The sequence below is a fragment of the Pseudohalocynthiibacter aestuariivivens genome, assembly GCF_018457175.1.
GTDB classification, from domain to species: domain Bacteria; phylum Pseudomonadota; class Alphaproteobacteria; order Rhodobacterales; family Rhodobacteraceae; genus Pseudohalocynthiibacter; species Pseudohalocynthiibacter aestuariivivens.
In genome coordinates this window covers 107,066-121,221 of sequence record NZ_JAGFNU010000005.1, presented here as the reverse complement: position 1 = coordinate 121,221, position 14,156 = coordinate 107,066, and the positions used below count along the sequence as shown (strand labels likewise).

The 14,156-nt window shown below is 53.7% G+C and carries 17 protein-coding genes; 9 read left to right on the top strand and 8 right to left on the bottom strand.

Annotated features, from left to right (window positions below):
• Positions 1 to 73: 73 nt before the first annotated feature.
• Entirely contained in the window at positions 74 to 265 is a 192-nt protein-coding gene (locus J4E70_RS09400; RefSeq protein WP_213888849.1) for a hypothetical protein, read from the bottom strand.
• A 261-nt stretch (positions 266 to 526) separates the two neighbouring features.
• Positions 527 to 1,243 (bottom strand): response regulator, encoded by a 717-nt coding sequence (locus tag J4E70_RS09395; RefSeq protein ID WP_213888848.1) that lies wholly within the window; start codon positions 1,241 to 1,243, stop codon positions 527 to 529.
• A 156-nt stretch (positions 1,244 to 1,399) separates the two neighbouring features.
• Here J4E70_RS09395 and mce point away from each other — a divergent pair, with 156 nt between their 5' ends.
• Together mce and J4E70_RS09385 are read left to right on the top strand one after the other, a co-directional pair.
• On the top strand, positions 1,400 to 1,804 hold the full coding sequence (gene mce / locus J4E70_RS09390; protein WP_213888847.1) for a methylmalonyl-CoA epimerase: 405 nt from the start codon (positions 1,400 to 1,402) through the stop codon (positions 1,802 to 1,804).
• The gene (locus J4E70_RS09385) at positions 1,804 to 2,100 is read left to right on the top strand and encodes a DUF1467 family protein (RefSeq protein ID WP_213888846.1); all 297 of its coding nucleotides are present in this window, start codon (positions 1,804 to 1,806) and stop codon (positions 2,098 to 2,100) included. The genes mce and J4E70_RS09385 overlap by 1 nt, the downstream gene beginning before the upstream one ends.
• On the opposite strand, the gene J4E70_RS09380 is transcribed toward J4E70_RS09385, so the two are convergent.
• The 3 genes from J4E70_RS09380 to J4E70_RS09370 are packed head-to-tail and all read right to left on the bottom strand — an operon-like array spanning position 2,054 to position 4,490.
• Positions 2,054 to 2,755, bottom strand: a complete 702-nt coding sequence (locus J4E70_RS09380) for an EI24 domain-containing protein (protein ID WP_213888845.1) — start codon at positions 2,753 to 2,755, stop codon at positions 2,054 to 2,056. The genes J4E70_RS09385 and J4E70_RS09380 overlap by 47 nt on opposite strands.
• On the bottom strand, positions 2,752 to 3,330 hold the full coding sequence (locus J4E70_RS09375) for a nitroreductase family protein (protein ID WP_213888844.1): 579 nt from the start codon (positions 3,328 to 3,330) through the stop codon (positions 2,752 to 2,754). Before J4E70_RS09375 ends, J4E70_RS09380 begins: the two co-directional genes overlap by 4 nt.
• Positions 3,331 to 3,386: 56 nt before the next feature.
• The gene (locus J4E70_RS09370) at positions 3,387 to 4,490 is read right to left on the bottom strand and encodes a class II histone deacetylase (RefSeq protein WP_213888843.1); all 1,104 of its coding nucleotides are present in this window, start codon (positions 4,488 to 4,490) and stop codon (positions 3,387 to 3,389) included.
• Positions 4,491 to 4,557: 67 nt separating this feature from the next.
• On the opposite strand from J4E70_RS09370, the gene J4E70_RS09365 reads away from it, so the two are divergent.
• Complete coding sequence (locus J4E70_RS09365; RefSeq protein ID WP_213888842.1) at positions 4,558 to 4,815, top strand: DUF167 domain-containing protein; 258 nt, start codon at positions 4,558 to 4,560, stop codon at positions 4,813 to 4,815.
• Positions 4,816 to 4,824: 9 nt separating this feature from the next.
• Here J4E70_RS09365 and J4E70_RS09360 read toward each other — a convergent pair whose 3' ends face one another.
• Positions 4,825 to 5,067 (bottom strand): hypothetical protein, encoded by a 243-nt coding sequence (locus J4E70_RS09360; RefSeq protein WP_213888841.1) that lies wholly within the window; start codon positions 5,065 to 5,067, stop codon positions 4,825 to 4,827.
• A gap of 92 nt (positions 5,068 to 5,159) precedes the next feature.
• On the opposite strand from J4E70_RS09360, the gene J4E70_RS09355 reads away from it, so the two are divergent.
• The 3 genes from J4E70_RS09355 to J4E70_RS09345 all read left to right on the top strand — a co-directional run bounded on the left by J4E70_RS09355 (position 5,160) and on the right by J4E70_RS09345 (position 6,603).
• The gene (locus J4E70_RS09355) at positions 5,160 to 5,879 is read left to right on the top strand and encodes a M48 family metallopeptidase (RefSeq protein ID WP_246531684.1); all 720 of its coding nucleotides are present in this window, start codon (positions 5,160 to 5,162) and stop codon (positions 5,877 to 5,879) included.
• A 71-nt stretch (positions 5,880 to 5,950) separates the two neighbouring features.
• The gene (locus tag J4E70_RS09350) at positions 5,951 to 6,211 is read left to right on the top strand and encodes a DUF6455 family protein (protein WP_213888840.1); all 261 of its coding nucleotides are present in this window, start codon (positions 5,951 to 5,953) and stop codon (positions 6,209 to 6,211) included.
• 38 nt (positions 6,212 to 6,249) lie between these two features.
• Complete coding sequence (locus J4E70_RS09345; protein ID WP_213888839.1) at positions 6,250 to 6,603, top strand: YigZ family protein; 354 nt, start codon at positions 6,250 to 6,252, stop codon at positions 6,601 to 6,603.
• Positions 6,604 to 7,149: 546 nt separating this feature from the next.
• Here J4E70_RS09345 and rimO read toward each other — a convergent pair.
• Positions 7,150 to 8,544: a 30S ribosomal protein S12 methylthiotransferase RimO gene (rimO, locus tag J4E70_RS09340; RefSeq protein ID WP_213888838.1), complete on the bottom strand. Its 1,395-nt coding sequence runs from the start codon at positions 8,542 to 8,544 to the stop codon at positions 7,150 to 7,152.
• Between the two features lie 112 nt (positions 8,545 to 8,656).
• Between rimO and J4E70_RS09335 the strand changes: the two genes are divergently transcribed.
• The gene (locus J4E70_RS09335; protein WP_213888837.1) at positions 8,657 to 10,654 is read left to right on the top strand and encodes an AsmA family protein; all 1,998 of its coding nucleotides are present in this window, start codon (positions 8,657 to 8,659) and stop codon (positions 10,652 to 10,654) included.
• Between the two features lie 316 nt (positions 10,655 to 10,970).
• Positions 10,971 to 11,705 carry a hypothetical protein gene (locus J4E70_RS09330; RefSeq protein ID WP_213888836.1) on the top strand — a complete coding sequence of 245 codons (735 nt, stop codon included), beginning with the start codon at positions 10,971 to 10,973 and terminating at the stop codon, positions 11,703 to 11,705.
• An 894-nt stretch (positions 11,706 to 12,599) separates the two neighbouring features.
• On the opposite strand, the gene J4E70_RS09325 is transcribed toward J4E70_RS09330, so the two are convergent.
• A complete protein-coding gene (locus J4E70_RS09325; protein ID WP_213888835.1) occupies positions 12,600 to 13,169 on the bottom strand; it encodes a GcrA family cell cycle regulator in 570 nt (189 codons plus the stop codon).
• A 166-nt stretch (positions 13,170 to 13,335) separates the two neighbouring features.
• Between J4E70_RS09325 and J4E70_RS09320 the strand changes: the two genes are divergently transcribed.
• A complete protein-coding gene (locus J4E70_RS09320) occupies positions 13,336 to 14,139 on the top strand; it encodes an ABC transporter permease (protein WP_213888834.1) in 804 nt (267 codons plus the stop codon).
• Positions 14,140 to 14,156 lie beyond the last annotated feature (17 nt).

Here is a 14,156-nt window from a genome sequence, read left to right as displayed (position 1 = left end):
ACGATTGGACAAAAAGAACCGCTCGGCAAATCTGCTGGGCGGTTTTTAGGTGCGTTGCGAAACTCGTTTCAGATCAGCTTTGTGATCCGTTCGAAACAACATTGGTTTGAGGGCCTGATGTCTCTGAAGCCAAGACGGTGTTTTCTTTGCCAAGGGTTGACATGACTGCGAAGGACAATGCCATAACGCCGGTAATCAACACGAGCCAGTCGACTGCTGTGCTGCCGTTTTCGTCGCTCACGAATAGATCAAAAATCGTTTCCATGTCAGATTGCCTTGCTTTTCGCTCATCAGTTTTGGCTTTTCACTACAAGGAGTTTGAATTGTGAATGTGGCAAGATTTGGGAAAAGCTGTAGCAAAACCCGACCCCCGCATGGAAAGCTCTTAGGCAGGAACGTTGGTTTTAGCGCTCTATGTGCTGCGAAAAGTGAAAAATAACTTTAAAACAATATCTTAATTCATTTTTGAAAACGGCGAGAATGCCCGTTGGTGTAGTCAGCCGCCGTTTTCAAAATTTGCTGTTTTTCAAATACACGCAGTTCTTTCCAGTCGCTCCTGAACAATTCCGGCCAATCGCGCAATGTCAGAACACCGAGGGTTGCCTTTGGCACAGTCTCTGGCAAGTGCTCCTGCGGCTGTTTCAAGGGCTCTGTCGTGGGCGCTTCGTGCAACTCCGGAAAGGAATTGCGCAACATAGTCTAGGGTGCTCTTGTCGGCTTTGTCGCTCAGTTTGCGAGTGATGCTAATCAAATCGTCTCGGAAAGCGATTGGATCAGGCCTGATTTCCGCATCGGGTAAAAGGCGTGGCCCGGTCGGGCGCATACCGCCGGGCAGGTTTGCCAGGACAATAGACTGAAAGACAGCCAGGCTTTCTATTGGTTTTGCTATAAACCCATCGGCACCTGCGGCCAGTGCCGCATCTTCAAGACCATCATCGCCGCTTGTGGCTAAAATCACGTCAACGCGTGCTGCACCTGTGTGCAGCTCTTGTATCAGATCTGCGCCAGACCCGTCCGGCAAACCAAGATCAACAATAACCACTGAGGGCCGATAAACCCCAAGGTGGCGGCGCGCTGATTTAAGGCAATCAGCACGTCGGATGCGGGCCCCGCTGCGCAAACACAACAGGCGCATCGCCTCGCTCGCAAATCGGCTGTCTTCAACAACAAGTACCGTAAGCCCCATCAGCGGACGTTCGGCTGTTGGTACACGAGTCATCATAAAGGTATCATAGCTATCCATCTTTTTTCCCCAGTTTCAGCTTTCTGAGTCGGATTAGAACGGGTTTTGCGTGAACAGCCCGTTAATGCAGGCTACGGCACTGCGTCCAACCGCCGCTTGCACGCAGTGTTTGCAGCGGCCATAACCCCCGCATCCGCTTTCTAAGGAGTGCTCAAAATGATTGGACGTCTTAACCATGTTGCCATCGCGGTCCCAGATCTGGAGGCAGCCTGCGCGCAGTATCGGGGTGCGCTTGGCGCCAATGTCGGCGCACCTCAGGATGAACCGGACCATGGCGTAACCGTCGTATTCATAGAGCTTCCCAACACCAAGATAGAACTGCTCTATCCACTGGGCGACAACAGCCCGATTGCTGGGTTTCTGGAGAAAAATCCCTCAGGCGGTATTCACCACATCTGCTATGAGGTCGAAGATATCCTTGCCGCCCGGGACCACCTGCAATCCGAGGGTGCGCGCGTCTTGGGCACCGGAGAGCCAAAAATCGGCGCGCATGGAAAACCGGTGATTTTCCTGCATCCAAAAGATTTCAACGGCTGTTTGGTTGAACTGGAACAGGTCTGATGTCCATCACCTCAGCGATCGTTCTGTTTGCCGTCCTTTGGTTTCTGGTGATGCTCTGCGTTTTGCCGATCCGTCTTAAAACACAGGATGACGTGGGTGAAATTGTGCCCGGAACACACGCGGGTGCCCCTCATAACCCGCAGATCGGGAAAAAGGCAAAGATAACAACGGCTATCGCCAGTGTGCTTTGGGTTGTTATTGCCGGTATCCTCTTCAGTGGTAAGATCACAGTGCGCGATATCGACTGGTTTAACCGGATGGGGCCTGCGCCTGTAATCGGTGAAACAAATGGGTGAAAGTCGCGGCACCTAGCACAGGTATGAGAAAATTCACAAACGGAACGGACAGTGGCACCGCCATCAGTGCGCCTGCGAGCCAGATTTGCCCGATGTGACGTCGGCGCAATTTTTTTGCATCAGCACGTCCAATCCTGCGCATGGCAACCAATTGAAAATACTCTCGCCCAAGTAAAAACCCGTTCAGGGCCCAAAAAATCAGGGGCGCGAAGATATTAAAAGCTGCATAGACGAATAGCGCTAAGATGTTCGCAACGACAAGCAATGCGAGGAAATTTAGGCTGTCCTGCACGCTCTCACTAAACGGGATGCGGGGAGCAGGCTGCAGGTACGGAAAGTGCTTGTCCTCTACCGCCTGCGCCACATCTTCAAGGAAAAACCCGGTAAATGCCGAAGCGACCGGCACCATCAAAAAGACTGAAAACCCGATCATCAGAAAGACAGAGGCCCAGGACAGCAGATCATCAACCCAGGTGATTTCGCCAATCCACGGAAGCGTGAGTTCATCTGGTGTCAGCCAATTTAAGCCACCCAGAAAAACAGCGTAGACACCAAACAGAAGGGCAATTGTCAGGCCAATCCCCATCCAAAGTACACGGCGGAACCGCTTGTCACTAAGCTGAGTAAGGGCTTTTAAAAAATCAGAAAAAATCACGCGCCGACCCATTCTGTAATAGCGCCGACATCAGGGCGGGGTCGTTCAGGCGGGGCATTGGTTTCTGTTCCGATGTGAATGAAACCTGCAATGCTTTCTGTTTCTGACAGGCCAAGCCCATCGCGCAGAAAAACGCAGTCATGCGCCGCCCAGCCCGTTAGCCAGTTCGCCCCCCAGCCAGAGGCCAGCGCGGCATTCAGCATCGAAAGACATACCGCCCCGGCAGATAAAACCTGTTCAATCTCCGGCACCTTGTCTGACGGCTTTGGCGCGGATATCACCGCAACCGCCAGATCGGCATCAGCAAACTGCCGGTACATTTTGTCGATCTTGTCTGTTTCAAGCGCAAGCACCACCCCGCGGGCTTCAACAAGCGCGGCGAGACGCGTAAGTGCTGTGCCCTCCAAAACGATAAATCGCCATGGTTCCAGCTTTCCGTGGTCAGGTGTACGGGCGCCCGCTGACAAGATTGGCATCAGTGCCTCGTGGTCTGGTGCGGGCCCGGTAAGTGTTTTCGCTGGGCGCGAACGGCGGGTCAGCAGAAATTCCATTGCTGCGGCATTTGGGGCTGGCATGTTCTCTCCGTCTTTTCGCAATGACCTATGCGTTCTTTGGGGGTGATCAACAAGGCTCAGGAAAAGAATTCCTGCATCTCCGCCAGGAGCTCGCTGTAAAATGCATTCAGTCGTTCTGAGGGTTGTTGTCCGTTCACGCGCGAAAGCAGGGGGTCAGGGGCCTCAATCTTGCTCCCCGACATCTCTGACAGGACAGCGTGGCCACAGAAAGGTACGTAAAGCTCGCTGTAACCGCCTTCATGCGCCATCATCAATCGCCCATTACATAGATCGTTTGCAGCCTGTTTCACCCGTGTCGTCATCTGCGCAAAGGTATTGGCGGTCGCCAGCATCCTGCTCAGCATATCAAGCGCGCTTGCGTCATATCCATTGGCGATGACGATGACATCGGGTTTGAACTGGTAAAGTGCTGGCATAACAATGCGATCCATCGCTTCCAGATACATCACGTGCCCGCCTCCCGGTGGCAGCGGTATGTTTATGTTACAGCCCTTGCCTGCACCTTCCCCACGATCCGCAACAAACCCCGTGTCCTGCGGATAGTTGCGTTCCTGATGAAGCGAGATTGCCAGAACATTGTCTCGTTCATAGTAAATCGCCTCGGTTCCGTTGCCGTGGTGCACGTCCCAGTCAATGACGGCAACGCGCCCGCATAGCTTTTCGGCAAAAGCGGCCTCAATCGCAATCGCGAGATTTGCCATCAGGCAAAACCCGTTCGGAAAATCCGGCAAACAATGGTGCCCGGGCGGGCGGGAAAGCGCGTAAGAGTTTTCAACCTCTCCCTTAAGCACTGAACACAAAGCTGCTTTTGATAACCCCGCAGAAAGTGCCGCCATTTCATAGCCACCGGGGCCAAAGGGTGTACGCAACCCCAGTTCGCCACCGCCAGCGTCAGAGAGTTTCTTGAATTCGGTCAGATAGTGTTCGGGGTGGACACGCAGCAAATCTTCATGCGTTGCCTCTGGTGCACCTTGGGTGTGCAGTTCTTCCCACAGTCCAGAGGCACGCAACAGGTTGACAAGACGCCGCTTTGTTTCCGGGTTTTCCGGCAGGCCACCCGCCCCCATAGGCTGAACCAGCCCGCCAACCGGGGCCATTGACGCATAGTTGCCCCCTCCATGCCAGAACGTGCGCTCATCCCAAAAGAAACCCGTGGTCATCTGCTGCCCTTTCCCGTTATCTGGGGCAGATTAGACCAGCGTTGCACAGGTTTACCAGAGGCAGAATATGGCGGACCCAGACCTGACACATCTTGCACGTCCCGGTACGGAAATTTCCGTGCGGGTCACACCCAATGCCTCGCGCAACCGCGTGGTGGAAGAGGGCGGTGCATTGCGGGTTTACGTAACGACCGTGCCGGAAGGTGGTAAAGCAACCGCAATGGTGCAGAAACTGCTTTCCAAGGCGCTGGGCGTGCCGAAAACACGTTTGATCCTGATCCGTGGCGCGACCGCGCGCGACAAGGTGTTTCAGATCAGCGACTAAGCGGTGTTTTCAAGAATCCTCTGCGCGGTGCAACCGATACACGCCTTCTGGCAAATCAAGCGCGGCTGCAAGATCATGCAACATCGACTGGGACAGGGTTATTTTCTGCACCTTGTCTGTCCTTGTATCAAGTTGTTCGATTGTCACGCAGTCCTCAAATGCCTGAATTGTAACATCTTCCTGCAAATGGCTGCCCGGCTCATCAACAAGCGTGATCACCGTGGCATCAAATTCGTGCTCTATTGTAAACATGTGATCAGCCTAGACTTTACCGGCACTTTTGCAAGCGGACGTATCCGTAATTTGGGCTTTAATTGATCGCATCCTTTGATAAGGTTGCACGTATGATGAGTGTCAATTTACGAATGTTCGCCCTGATCCCGCTAACCGCCTTGGCGTTGGCCGGATGTGAAGTCACAACAAGCTCGACCCCAAGAACCCAAGCACCGCCTCAACAGCAACCCAAGGTCGCGCGGCTGGACAGCGCGACAGCCGCCCGTAATTTCACGGCTGTTGTGCGCCGGGTTGAACCTGTCGCCGAGCAAATTTGCCGCCAAAGAACGCAAGGCGTGAACTGTGATTTCAAGATCGTGGTCGACAACAGGCCAAACCAGCCACCAAATGCTTTTCAGACGCTTGATCGTAGCGGCCGGCCCGTTGTCGCGTTCACCGTCGCGCTGATTGCAGAGGCGCAAAATCAGGACGAACTGGCCTTTGTCATGGGTCATGAAACCGCACACCACATCGCGGGTCACATTCCGCGCACGCAGCAATCCGCGCTGGGCGGCATGATCATTGGCGGAATAGCGGCTGCGGTTCTGGGGGCTGACGTGAAGTCCGGGCAGGACCTTGGCGCTACTGTTGGCGCACGCCGTTACTCAAAAGATTTTGAGCTTGAGGCCGACAGCCTTGGCACCCGCATTACGGCGCGCGCGGGGTATAATCCGTTGCGCGGTGCACAGTATTTCAACCGCATTCCGGACCCCGGCAACCGCTTCCTCGGCTCGCATCCGCCAAATGCGCAGCGCATGGAAGTTGTCCGCCGCACGGCTGCGGGGCTCTGAACCGCACTTGATCTTGATCAAGGCGCGTCTTGCGCCGCTCTGTTTCTGTTTTCCTGGAAGGGAACGGATACATGAGTATTTTTTCAAAATACGACCGTCACGCAGGGCTTGCGGGCCGTATGGCCGACACGCTTGGCGTTGATATCGACGAAAAACTGCAACGCGGAGAGCTGCGCCCGGAAGATTTGCGCAACACCGTGCAGCGCTGCATGGCCTGCGATGATCCGGCAGACTGTGAACAATGGCTAGAGGCGCATAAGGACGGGGCCGACGAGACCCCAAGCTATTGCCGCAACAAGGCGCTGTTTGAAGAGCTGAGCAAGAAAGACTGACCCTCGCCATTCCGGCCCTTTCGGGGTAGGGGAGGGATATGCAGATTTTCGACAATATCCTGACCGACCGTGGCTCAAAATACGCGGTGTCGGGTGGCCCCGTTGCGTCGCGCGCCGAGGCGCAGGATTTTATCAAGCAACTTTGCAAGCAAAAGAAATTCGCGAAGGCGACCCATAACACATGGGCCGTGCTGCTGGGGGACACCCCGCTAAAAAACGATGACGGAGAATCCGGCTCCGGGATGATTATTCTGCGGATGCTGGAGCGTGAGGGCCTGCAAAACCACATCATCGTCGTCACCCGCTGGTACGGAGGCAAGCATCTGGGCGGAGATCGCTTTCGCCACGTGCAGGAGGCGGTACGGCACTATCTGGAAAACAGGACGGGCTAAGCATACCCGGCCAAACGCCCCACCTAGCTTCAAAGTAGCCCAAGGCCCGCCCACGCCCCCCACGGGGGCGGGCCTATGCTCTGACTGTGTCAGATCATTTTTCTACTTTCAGTAAATCGGCTTGTGAGAGGATTGGTACTTGAAGTCCATTAACATTGATCCACTCGCAATTTGATAGCGAAGTTTCAAACGAAAGTGGTTCTAGCGAAAATAGTATGTCTATTTTTGTCTGTTCGTTGATTCTTAACAATTGGTTCTTGTCATCTATAACTGACACATCTGTGTCGGGAAACATGATCTGTGTTTTTTCCGTCAAACAAAATGGCTGTGCAATGGGTCGCGCGGTGCGGTTGGAAAATCGTGAAGACCACTTCTCAAGCGCGCTCTTAACAGTCGAGTTTTGTGAGTTATCTGTGGGCATCCAGATGTCAAGATCACGAGAAGTCGTACCAAGATAGTGCGATCTGGCTTGACCACCGATTAAAAGGAATGGAGTTGAAAGGTTATCTAGGTGTCTCAAAAATTCGAGATGGTACCAAGTTAGATTCAAACAACCCGACCCCACAAATCATACTCACTCGCCTCATCAACTTCAACGCGAACGATATCCCCCGGCTTCAACTCCTCAAACCCTTCATCGATGAACAGGTTGCCGTCGATCTCTGGTGCGTCGGCTTTTGTGCGGCATGTGGCGGCTTCATCGTCCACTTCGTCGACAATTACCTCCAGCCGCGAGCCAACCTTTGCGGCTAGTTTTGCCGCCGAAATCGCCTGACTTCTTTCCATAAACCGATGCCAGCGCTCTTCTTTCACCTCTTCGGCCACATGGTCCGGCAGCGCGTTTGACCGCGCGCCATCGACGTTCTCGTATTTAAAACATCCAACCCGGTCGAGCTGCGCTTCATCCAGCCAGTCGAGCAATGTCTGGAACTCTTCCTCCGTCTCGCCGGGGTAGCCAACGATGAAGGTCGAGCGCAGCGTGATATCGGGGCAGACATTCCGCCACGCCGCGATTTCATCCAGCGTTTTTGAACCCGCCGCAGGCCGCGCCATCCGGCGCAGCACATCAGGGTGGGCGTGTTGAAACGGGATGTCGAGGTAGGGCAGCACCAGCCCATCCGCCATAAGCGGGATAAGGTCGCGCACATGCGGGTAGGGGTAGACGTAATGCAGGCGTATCCATGCGTCCATGCCGCCAAGTTCGCGCGCAAGGTCGGTGATATGGCTGCGCACCTCGCGGTCTTTCCAGGGGTTCAGGTCATATTTCCGGTCAAGCCCATAGGCGCTTGTATCCTGCGATATCACCAGCAGTTCGCGCACCCCGGCCTCGACCAGCTTTTCCGCCTCGCGCAGCACCGCGTGGGCCGGACGGCTGGCAAGCTTGCCTCGCATATCCGGGATGATGCAGAACTTGCACTTGTGATTGCAGCCTTCTGAAATTTTCAGATAGCTGTAGTGGCGCGGGGTCAGGCTGATGCCCCGTGCCGGCAGCAGGTCCATAAAGGGGTCAGGGCTGGGCGGCACCGCCTGATGCACGGCATCAAGCACCTGTTCGTACTGATGCGGGCCAGTCACCGCCAGCACGCTTGGGTGGGTGCCGCGAATATAATCTTCCTCAGCGCCCAGGCAGCCCGTCACGATGACACGGCCGTTTTCATTCAACGCCTCGCCAATCGCTTCAAGGCTTTCGGCCTTGGCAGAATCAAGAAACCCGCAGGTGTTCACGATCACCGCATCGGCCCCGGCGTAATCTGGCGAAATCGCGTAACCTTCGGCTCGAAGCCGCGTTAGAATGCGCTCACTGTCCACCAGCGCCTTGGGGCAGCCAAGGCTGACCATGCCGATTTTCGGCTGACCGTCGCGCACGTCTACGCGGTCATTTGCGTCAATCTTCGCCTTTGGGGCGAGGTCGGGGCGGAGGTTTGGCGGGTTCAGGCTCATCCGCGGGATATAGCTGAGCCTTGCGCGCAACAAAAGGGGTGTCGCGTTCTACTTGTTGTTCGCCCGCGAAGTCCTTAGATTCCAAACTAACCATTCTGCCCGGAGGTTTGTGGTGCGCTGGATTATCCGCTTTATTCTGACACTTATTGTTCTGGTGGCCCTTCTGGTAGGCGTCTTGTTCATTGTCCCGGGAGAGCGGATTGCCGCCATCGCCGCGCGTGAGTTTGAAACTGCAACTGGGCGGGCGATGAAAATTGAGGGCGAGGTTCGCGCCTCGATCTACCCAAAACTGGGCGTACGCACCGGGCCAATTGAAATTGCCAATGCCGATTGGTCTGATGCCGGACCGATGCTGAAAGCCGAAGGGATGCGCGTGGGCGTTGACCTGATGTCGCTTCTGAGTGGCAATATTAAGATTGATCAGGTCGAGGCGATCGCGCCTGATATCCTGCTTGAGGTTGCAAAGGACGGGCGCGCGAACTGGGAATTTGAGCTTGCGTCTGAAACACCTGCCGCAACGGACCAGGCCGTGCCTGAAAGCGCAGGGGGGATTCCTGCGTTTACCCTTGACCACGGGTTAGCGACGGGTGGTTCATTGCGGTTCCTTGATCATAGCGGTGGAACTGACATTGTCCTGACCGAGATGGATCTTGATCTCAGGGTGCCGGATTTCAACGGCACCTCGCAAATCGAGCTTTCTGCGCGCATGAACGGTCAGGTTAATCAGGTTTCTGCGGAAGTGAGCAATTTCAGCACCCTTCTTGCAGGTGACATCGTTGGGTTTGAGGTAACCGCAAAAAGTGGTGGCTCAAACATAGGCCTGTCTGGCCGTGGCGGGTATGAACCACTTACCTTTGACGGGCAGTTGGATGCTGATCTGAAAGACATGGCTGCGCTGTTTACGACCATCGGTCAGACGGTACCGGATGTGTCCGAAGGGCTCGGCCAGCAGGCCAGCCTGTCTGGAAAAGTGACCTACACCGCCGAAGGGACGGCGCATTTGCGCGATGGAATTATTCAGCTGGATCAGAACACGTTGAACGGCGAAGCCGACCTTGATCTTTCGGGAGACAGGCCAAAGCTGAACGCGCAGTTTACTGCTGAAGCCCTTGATTTTTCATCACTCGCAGCCAGTGCAGACGGCAACAGCGGCTCTGGCAGCGCCGGTTCTGGCACGGGTTGGTCTAAGGATATGATCGATGCCAGCGGGTTTGGTTTGCTTGATGCGCAAATCGCGTTCAGGGCGGCCTCCATTGATCTTGGAACGCTGAAGCTTGGCACATCGCGGGTATTGGCAACGCTGGATCGGTCTCGTTTGGTTTTCGAAATGAGAGAAATAAATGCCTATCGGGGCCTCGTAACCGGCAGCTTTGTAATGAACAATCGCAACGGTCTTTCGGTGGGCGGCGATCTGAGTGCGCGGGGCATGGCGATGCAGCCTATGCTAATCGACCTTGCAGATTACGAACGGCTGATTGGTCTGGCGGATGTTGACCTGCAATTTCTGGGTGTTGGGAACACAGTTGATGCGATTATGCACAGCCTGTCAGGGCAGGGGGCATTCAGTATTGGATCGGGCGAGCTTTTGGGCCTCGATCTGGTGGGAATGCTGCGAAACTTTGATGCCTCCTATCAGGGGGAGGGCAGCAAAACGATTTTTGATTCGATCAACGCAACATTCCAGATCGCAAACGGCGTACTGACAAATGATGATTTGGTTTTTCTGGGGCCGCTGGTGCGGGCAACTGGGGCGGGGCAAGTTGGCATAGGCGAGCAAACCCTGAACTACCGTGTAACGCCTGTTGCGCTTAGCAACGAAGACGGAACAGGCGGTATCACCGTACCCGTTCTGATCACGGGAACATGGGCTGATCCGAAATTCCGCCCTGATCTTCAGGCGCTGATCGATCAGAACCTTGCAGAAGAACGCGCTGCAATCGAGGCGCGGATTGAGGCAGAACGCGATGAAGCAGAAGAACGGCTGCGCCAGCAAGCAGAAGAACGCCTTGGTGTAACGCGTGAAGAAGGTGAAAGTGCGGAGGATGCCTTGAAGCGTCGTCTGCAAGAAGAAGCCACCCAAGGATTGCGTAATCTTCTGGGCGGCAACTAGCGAGGGTTTCCGAGCAGAGCGGGCAGCGCCTACATTTCCAAACTGGTAAAGTCCATATCCTGCCGTTCCACGAGAAGTTGGAAGGAGTAGTGAGTTCGCCGACTATTACGTTGTTTTGTTGGTTGTTCAGTAAGCCTTATAAACGCTTGGGACTGCCAGCAATCGAGCAGTGGTGATTTTGGCTTCTTCAAAGAACGTTTTGGTATGAGGTGCGTGAATTTTTTTAGCCGTTTTCACAAAATTTCGTGCGGGAGCGAATTGCCTTCTCTACAATTCTAGATAGAGTAACAGGAAACCTTTTATAGTAGATTTTCACGTGAAAACAGCTGGTAGATATATTCTTTTTTGGGTTTGGCTGTTTACGCTAGCCTTCGTTCCTTTGAGCCTGTCCGGTGTTGCAAGTGCGGAAGAACAAACGATTACCTTCCAAAACGCCTGCGAAGGAACCGAGTTTAAACCACCTTTAGAAATTGTTCACTGGATGGAAAACGATAACTTCTTCAACATTAACTATACGGAGTTTGGCTGGCTTGATTGGGTTCCCAAGCTAGAAGAAGATCTTGGTTTACGACGAACTGCAGGCCCTAGGTTGAGTGGTGCCGTCCCAGTCTTGGGTTTTCACGACATCCTTTATGACCAACTGGCGTGGATAGAAGCAGACATAAATGCCGACGAAATACCTGACAGAGTGGTTGTGACTACATTCTTGCAAGGAGCTAGCTATAACCACCACACACTATATGCGTTTTGCGGAGAACCGACAAGGGACGAGTCGAACGGTGCGTTTAGCTTTTGCGGTGCGATAAGTTATGGCCTGGAAGCTTCTGTTCCTAGCCAAGCACCAAACTCCGATGGATCTGTCTCCACACGTAGGAATGAGGCGGTAGCACGCCATTCAAGTCGAGTTTTCGTTTTGCTCAGACCCGTGGATGGCAAGAGTGCCATTGCAGTTGTGAGCTCTGTAAAGGATGAGACGGGTCATCGAACCTATTTTGGCGATGTCTGGAGATTTTACGAAACGGGTTTCGCATATTCAAGGCTATGTAAATAAACATTAAAACCGTTATATAGGGGACTATCCGATGGCTATCACAAATATTCATGGGCTTTAAAGCGGCTCTTATTCTTGCACTAAGTGTTTTAGGAGTTACTCAAGCAAACGGACGGGAAGTCGACAACAAGCATATGCAGAGTTGCGATTTGTCAGATGAGTGTCCAATCCCTTATGTTCGACTTGCTGGTATAGAAACGACGCCGTTTTTGTGGCGTGGGCAGGTATTGCCTGACACAAGCCAATACCCGAAATCCAGAGCGACTATTCGCCGTTATCGGCGCGCATTGGCGCGTTTTCCGGACGTTTTAAGGTGCTTGAATCCTAACGAGCGGCAAAAAGATGCACCTGACTTACGAAACATTGATTGGAGGCGAATTGGCTCGAAAGAACAAGTTGAGGTTTGCATGTTTTGGGTTTTTTCAAGCTACGGGAACTTGGAGCGGTCACTCCTGTGGTTCGAGGCGCAAGGAATGAGTAATGTTCGAAACCGTCAAATTCGAGTGCGAATTGATTTTACGAGCAACGAGCGACGCGATTTGACAGTCACTCAGGCTGGTAACATTGTGGGTGAAACAGGACGTGTTTTTGGCACTTTCGGAGAAAGAGGCACTCTTTTTTCCAGGTTACTTTTCCATGGTGAATCCTTCTCGGTCACTCGGCTTGAAGACGGCTCCATACATGGGACAAACTACGAACAATCCGCATTTTAGCCCAACTTCCGGAGCACAACATGCAAACCATTCGTCTTGCTGCCAATTGTATCGACTCAACAAATTACTTGCACACCGATCCAAACGGACTTCTGTAAGAAGAACCATGCCATTGAAATCAAGCCGTATTGTCCCTTCCCACTGAAATGGGAAGGGACCTGTACTGTTAGATTTAGAGAGTTTATCGGCGTCTGTCCCGGCGCGAAGACATCGGCTGGAACGCAACGCCCACATGGGCTTCGCAGTAAGGTTTGCCCGGTTGCGAGGCGAGGCCACAGAACCAGAACTCCTCTGTTGCGGGGTCACCGATTGGCCATTTGCAGGTCCGTTCTGTCAGCTCCATCAACGACAATTTCTTCGCGGTCTTTTCAACTTCGCGAACAGAGGCCAGCGCCTCCGGGCTGATTTCGTTGGCAGAGGGTTGCGGAGGCAGCGGCTGACCCGCAGGAATAATGGCTTTGCGCGCAGGGCTTTGGTGCGCGGCAAGCGGGCTTGTTGTTTCTGGTCTTGGTTTTGCAGGCGCGGACGGTTTTGCAGCCACTTTAGGTTTGGCTGCTGGTTTAGCGGCAGCTTTATCCTTGGCTGCTGGTTTCGCGGCAGTGCCGGCACGGTTCGACAAACCAAGGCGATGCACTTTGCCAATCACAGCATTGCGGGTCACACCACCCAGCTCTTTTGCGATCTGGCTGGCCGACTGGCCTTCGCCCCACATCTTCTTCAGAACTTCGACGCGATCTTCGGTCCAGGACATCTGGTTTCCTTACTTGAAGCAGCGAACGGGCGCGTGACCCGAAAATATTTTACAGCCGCATGAGAGAAATTAACTGACCCCCTATTTTATACATGGGAGAGCAGGATACAAGGACCCCGTTGCAGGCTGCATAAAAAAGCCTGTAACAGGTGCACAGAGGTGGGACATGCAGAGTTTTGACGAAATGGGATCGCGTCGCTTTAGTGGGGTGAACTGGCTGGGGCTTTACACGCTTGCTTTGCGGGAAGTGCAGCGTTTTCTGGTGGTCTGGACACAGACATTGCTTGCACCATTGGTAACGGCCGGGCTGTTCCTTGCGATTTTCACGCTTGCCATCGGGGCGCGGCGCGGCGACGTGATGGGGGTGCCTTTCCTTCATTTTCTCGCGCCCGGTATCCTTATGATGACGGTGATCCAAAACGCATTTGCCAATACGTCTTCGTCCATCGTGATCGCTAAGGTGCAGGGCAATATTGTTGACACTCTGATGCCACCGCTTTCCCCACTGGAACTTGTGCTTGGCTATATTGCAGGTGGTTTGCTGCGCGGTGTTATGGTGGCGCTGGCCCTTGGGACTGTTATGGTCCTGGTGCTTGGAATAAGCATCGCACACCCTGTCTGGGCCCTGATATTCGTTGTACTGGGCGGATCCTTCATGGCAGCGCTTGGGGTGCTTGCGGGCGTCTATGCCAACAAGTTTGACCAGATGGCGGCAATCACGAATTTTATCGTGACACCTTTGTCATTCTTGTCTGGAACCTTCTATTCCATCGAAAACCTGCCTCCTGCCATGCAGATAATTTCTCGCATGAATCCAATATTTTACCTTATTGACGGTGTCAGATACGGGGTGATTGGCCAATCAGATTCTTCACCATGGCTGGGCATGTTGGTCTGTGTGTCAGCCGTTGCATTTGTGACGTATCTTGCTTGGTTCCTGTTTCAACGCGGATATAGGTTGAAACCCTGAAACTGCGGCAAACGAGA

What these genes read in the sequence shown, in the direction of transcription:
- J4E70_RS09400 (WP_213888849.1), bottom strand. Translation starts at nt 265, where the DNA reads ATGGAAACGATTTTTGATCTATTCGTGAGCGACGAAAACGGCAGCACA.
- J4E70_RS09395 (WP_213888848.1), bottom strand. Translation starts at nt 1,243, where the DNA reads ATGGATAGCTATGATACCTTTATGATGACTCGTGTACCAACAGCCGAA.
- mce (WP_213888847.1), top strand. Translation starts at nt 1,400, where the DNA reads ATGATTGGACGTCTTAACCATGTTGCCATCGCGGTCCCAGATCTGGAG.
- J4E70_RS09385 (WP_213888846.1), top strand. Translation starts at nt 1,804, where the DNA reads ATGTCCATCACCTCAGCGATCGTTCTGTTTGCCGTCCTTTGGTTTCTG.
- J4E70_RS09375 (WP_213888844.1), bottom strand. Translation starts at nt 3,330, where the DNA reads ATGCCAGCCCCAAATGCCGCAGCAATGGAATTTCTGCTGACCCGCCGT.
- J4E70_RS09370 (WP_213888843.1), bottom strand. Translation starts at nt 4,490, where the DNA reads ATGACCACGGGTTTCTTTTGGGATGAGCGCACGTTCTGGCATGGAGGG.
- J4E70_RS09365 (WP_213888842.1), top strand. Translation starts at nt 4,558, where the DNA reads ATGGCGGACCCAGACCTGACACATCTTGCACGTCCCGGTACGGAAATT.
- J4E70_RS09360 (WP_213888841.1), bottom strand. Translation starts at nt 5,067, where the DNA reads ATGTTTACAATAGAGCACGAATTTGATGCCACGGTGATCACGCTTGTT.
- J4E70_RS09355 (WP_246531684.1), top strand. Translation starts at nt 5,160, where the DNA reads ATGATGAGTGTCAATTTACGAATGTTCGCCCTGATCCCGCTAACCGCC.
- J4E70_RS09350 (WP_213888840.1), top strand. Translation starts at nt 5,951, where the DNA reads ATGAGTATTTTTTCAAAATACGACCGTCACGCAGGGCTTGCGGGCCGT.
- J4E70_RS09345 (WP_213888839.1), top strand. Translation starts at nt 6,250, where the DNA reads ATGCAGATTTTCGACAATATCCTGACCGACCGTGGCTCAAAATACGCG.
- rimO (WP_213888838.1), bottom strand. Translation starts at nt 8,544, where the DNA reads ATGAGCCTGAACCCGCCAAACCTCCGCCCCGACCTCGCCCCAAAGGCG.
- J4E70_RS09325 (WP_213888835.1), bottom strand. Translation starts at nt 13,169, where the DNA reads ATGTCCTGGACCGAAGATCGCGTCGAAGTTCTGAAGAAGATGTGGGGC.
- J4E70_RS09320 (WP_213888834.1), top strand. Translation starts at nt 13,336, where the DNA reads ATGCAGAGTTTTGACGAAATGGGATCGCGTCGCTTTAGTGGGGTGAAC.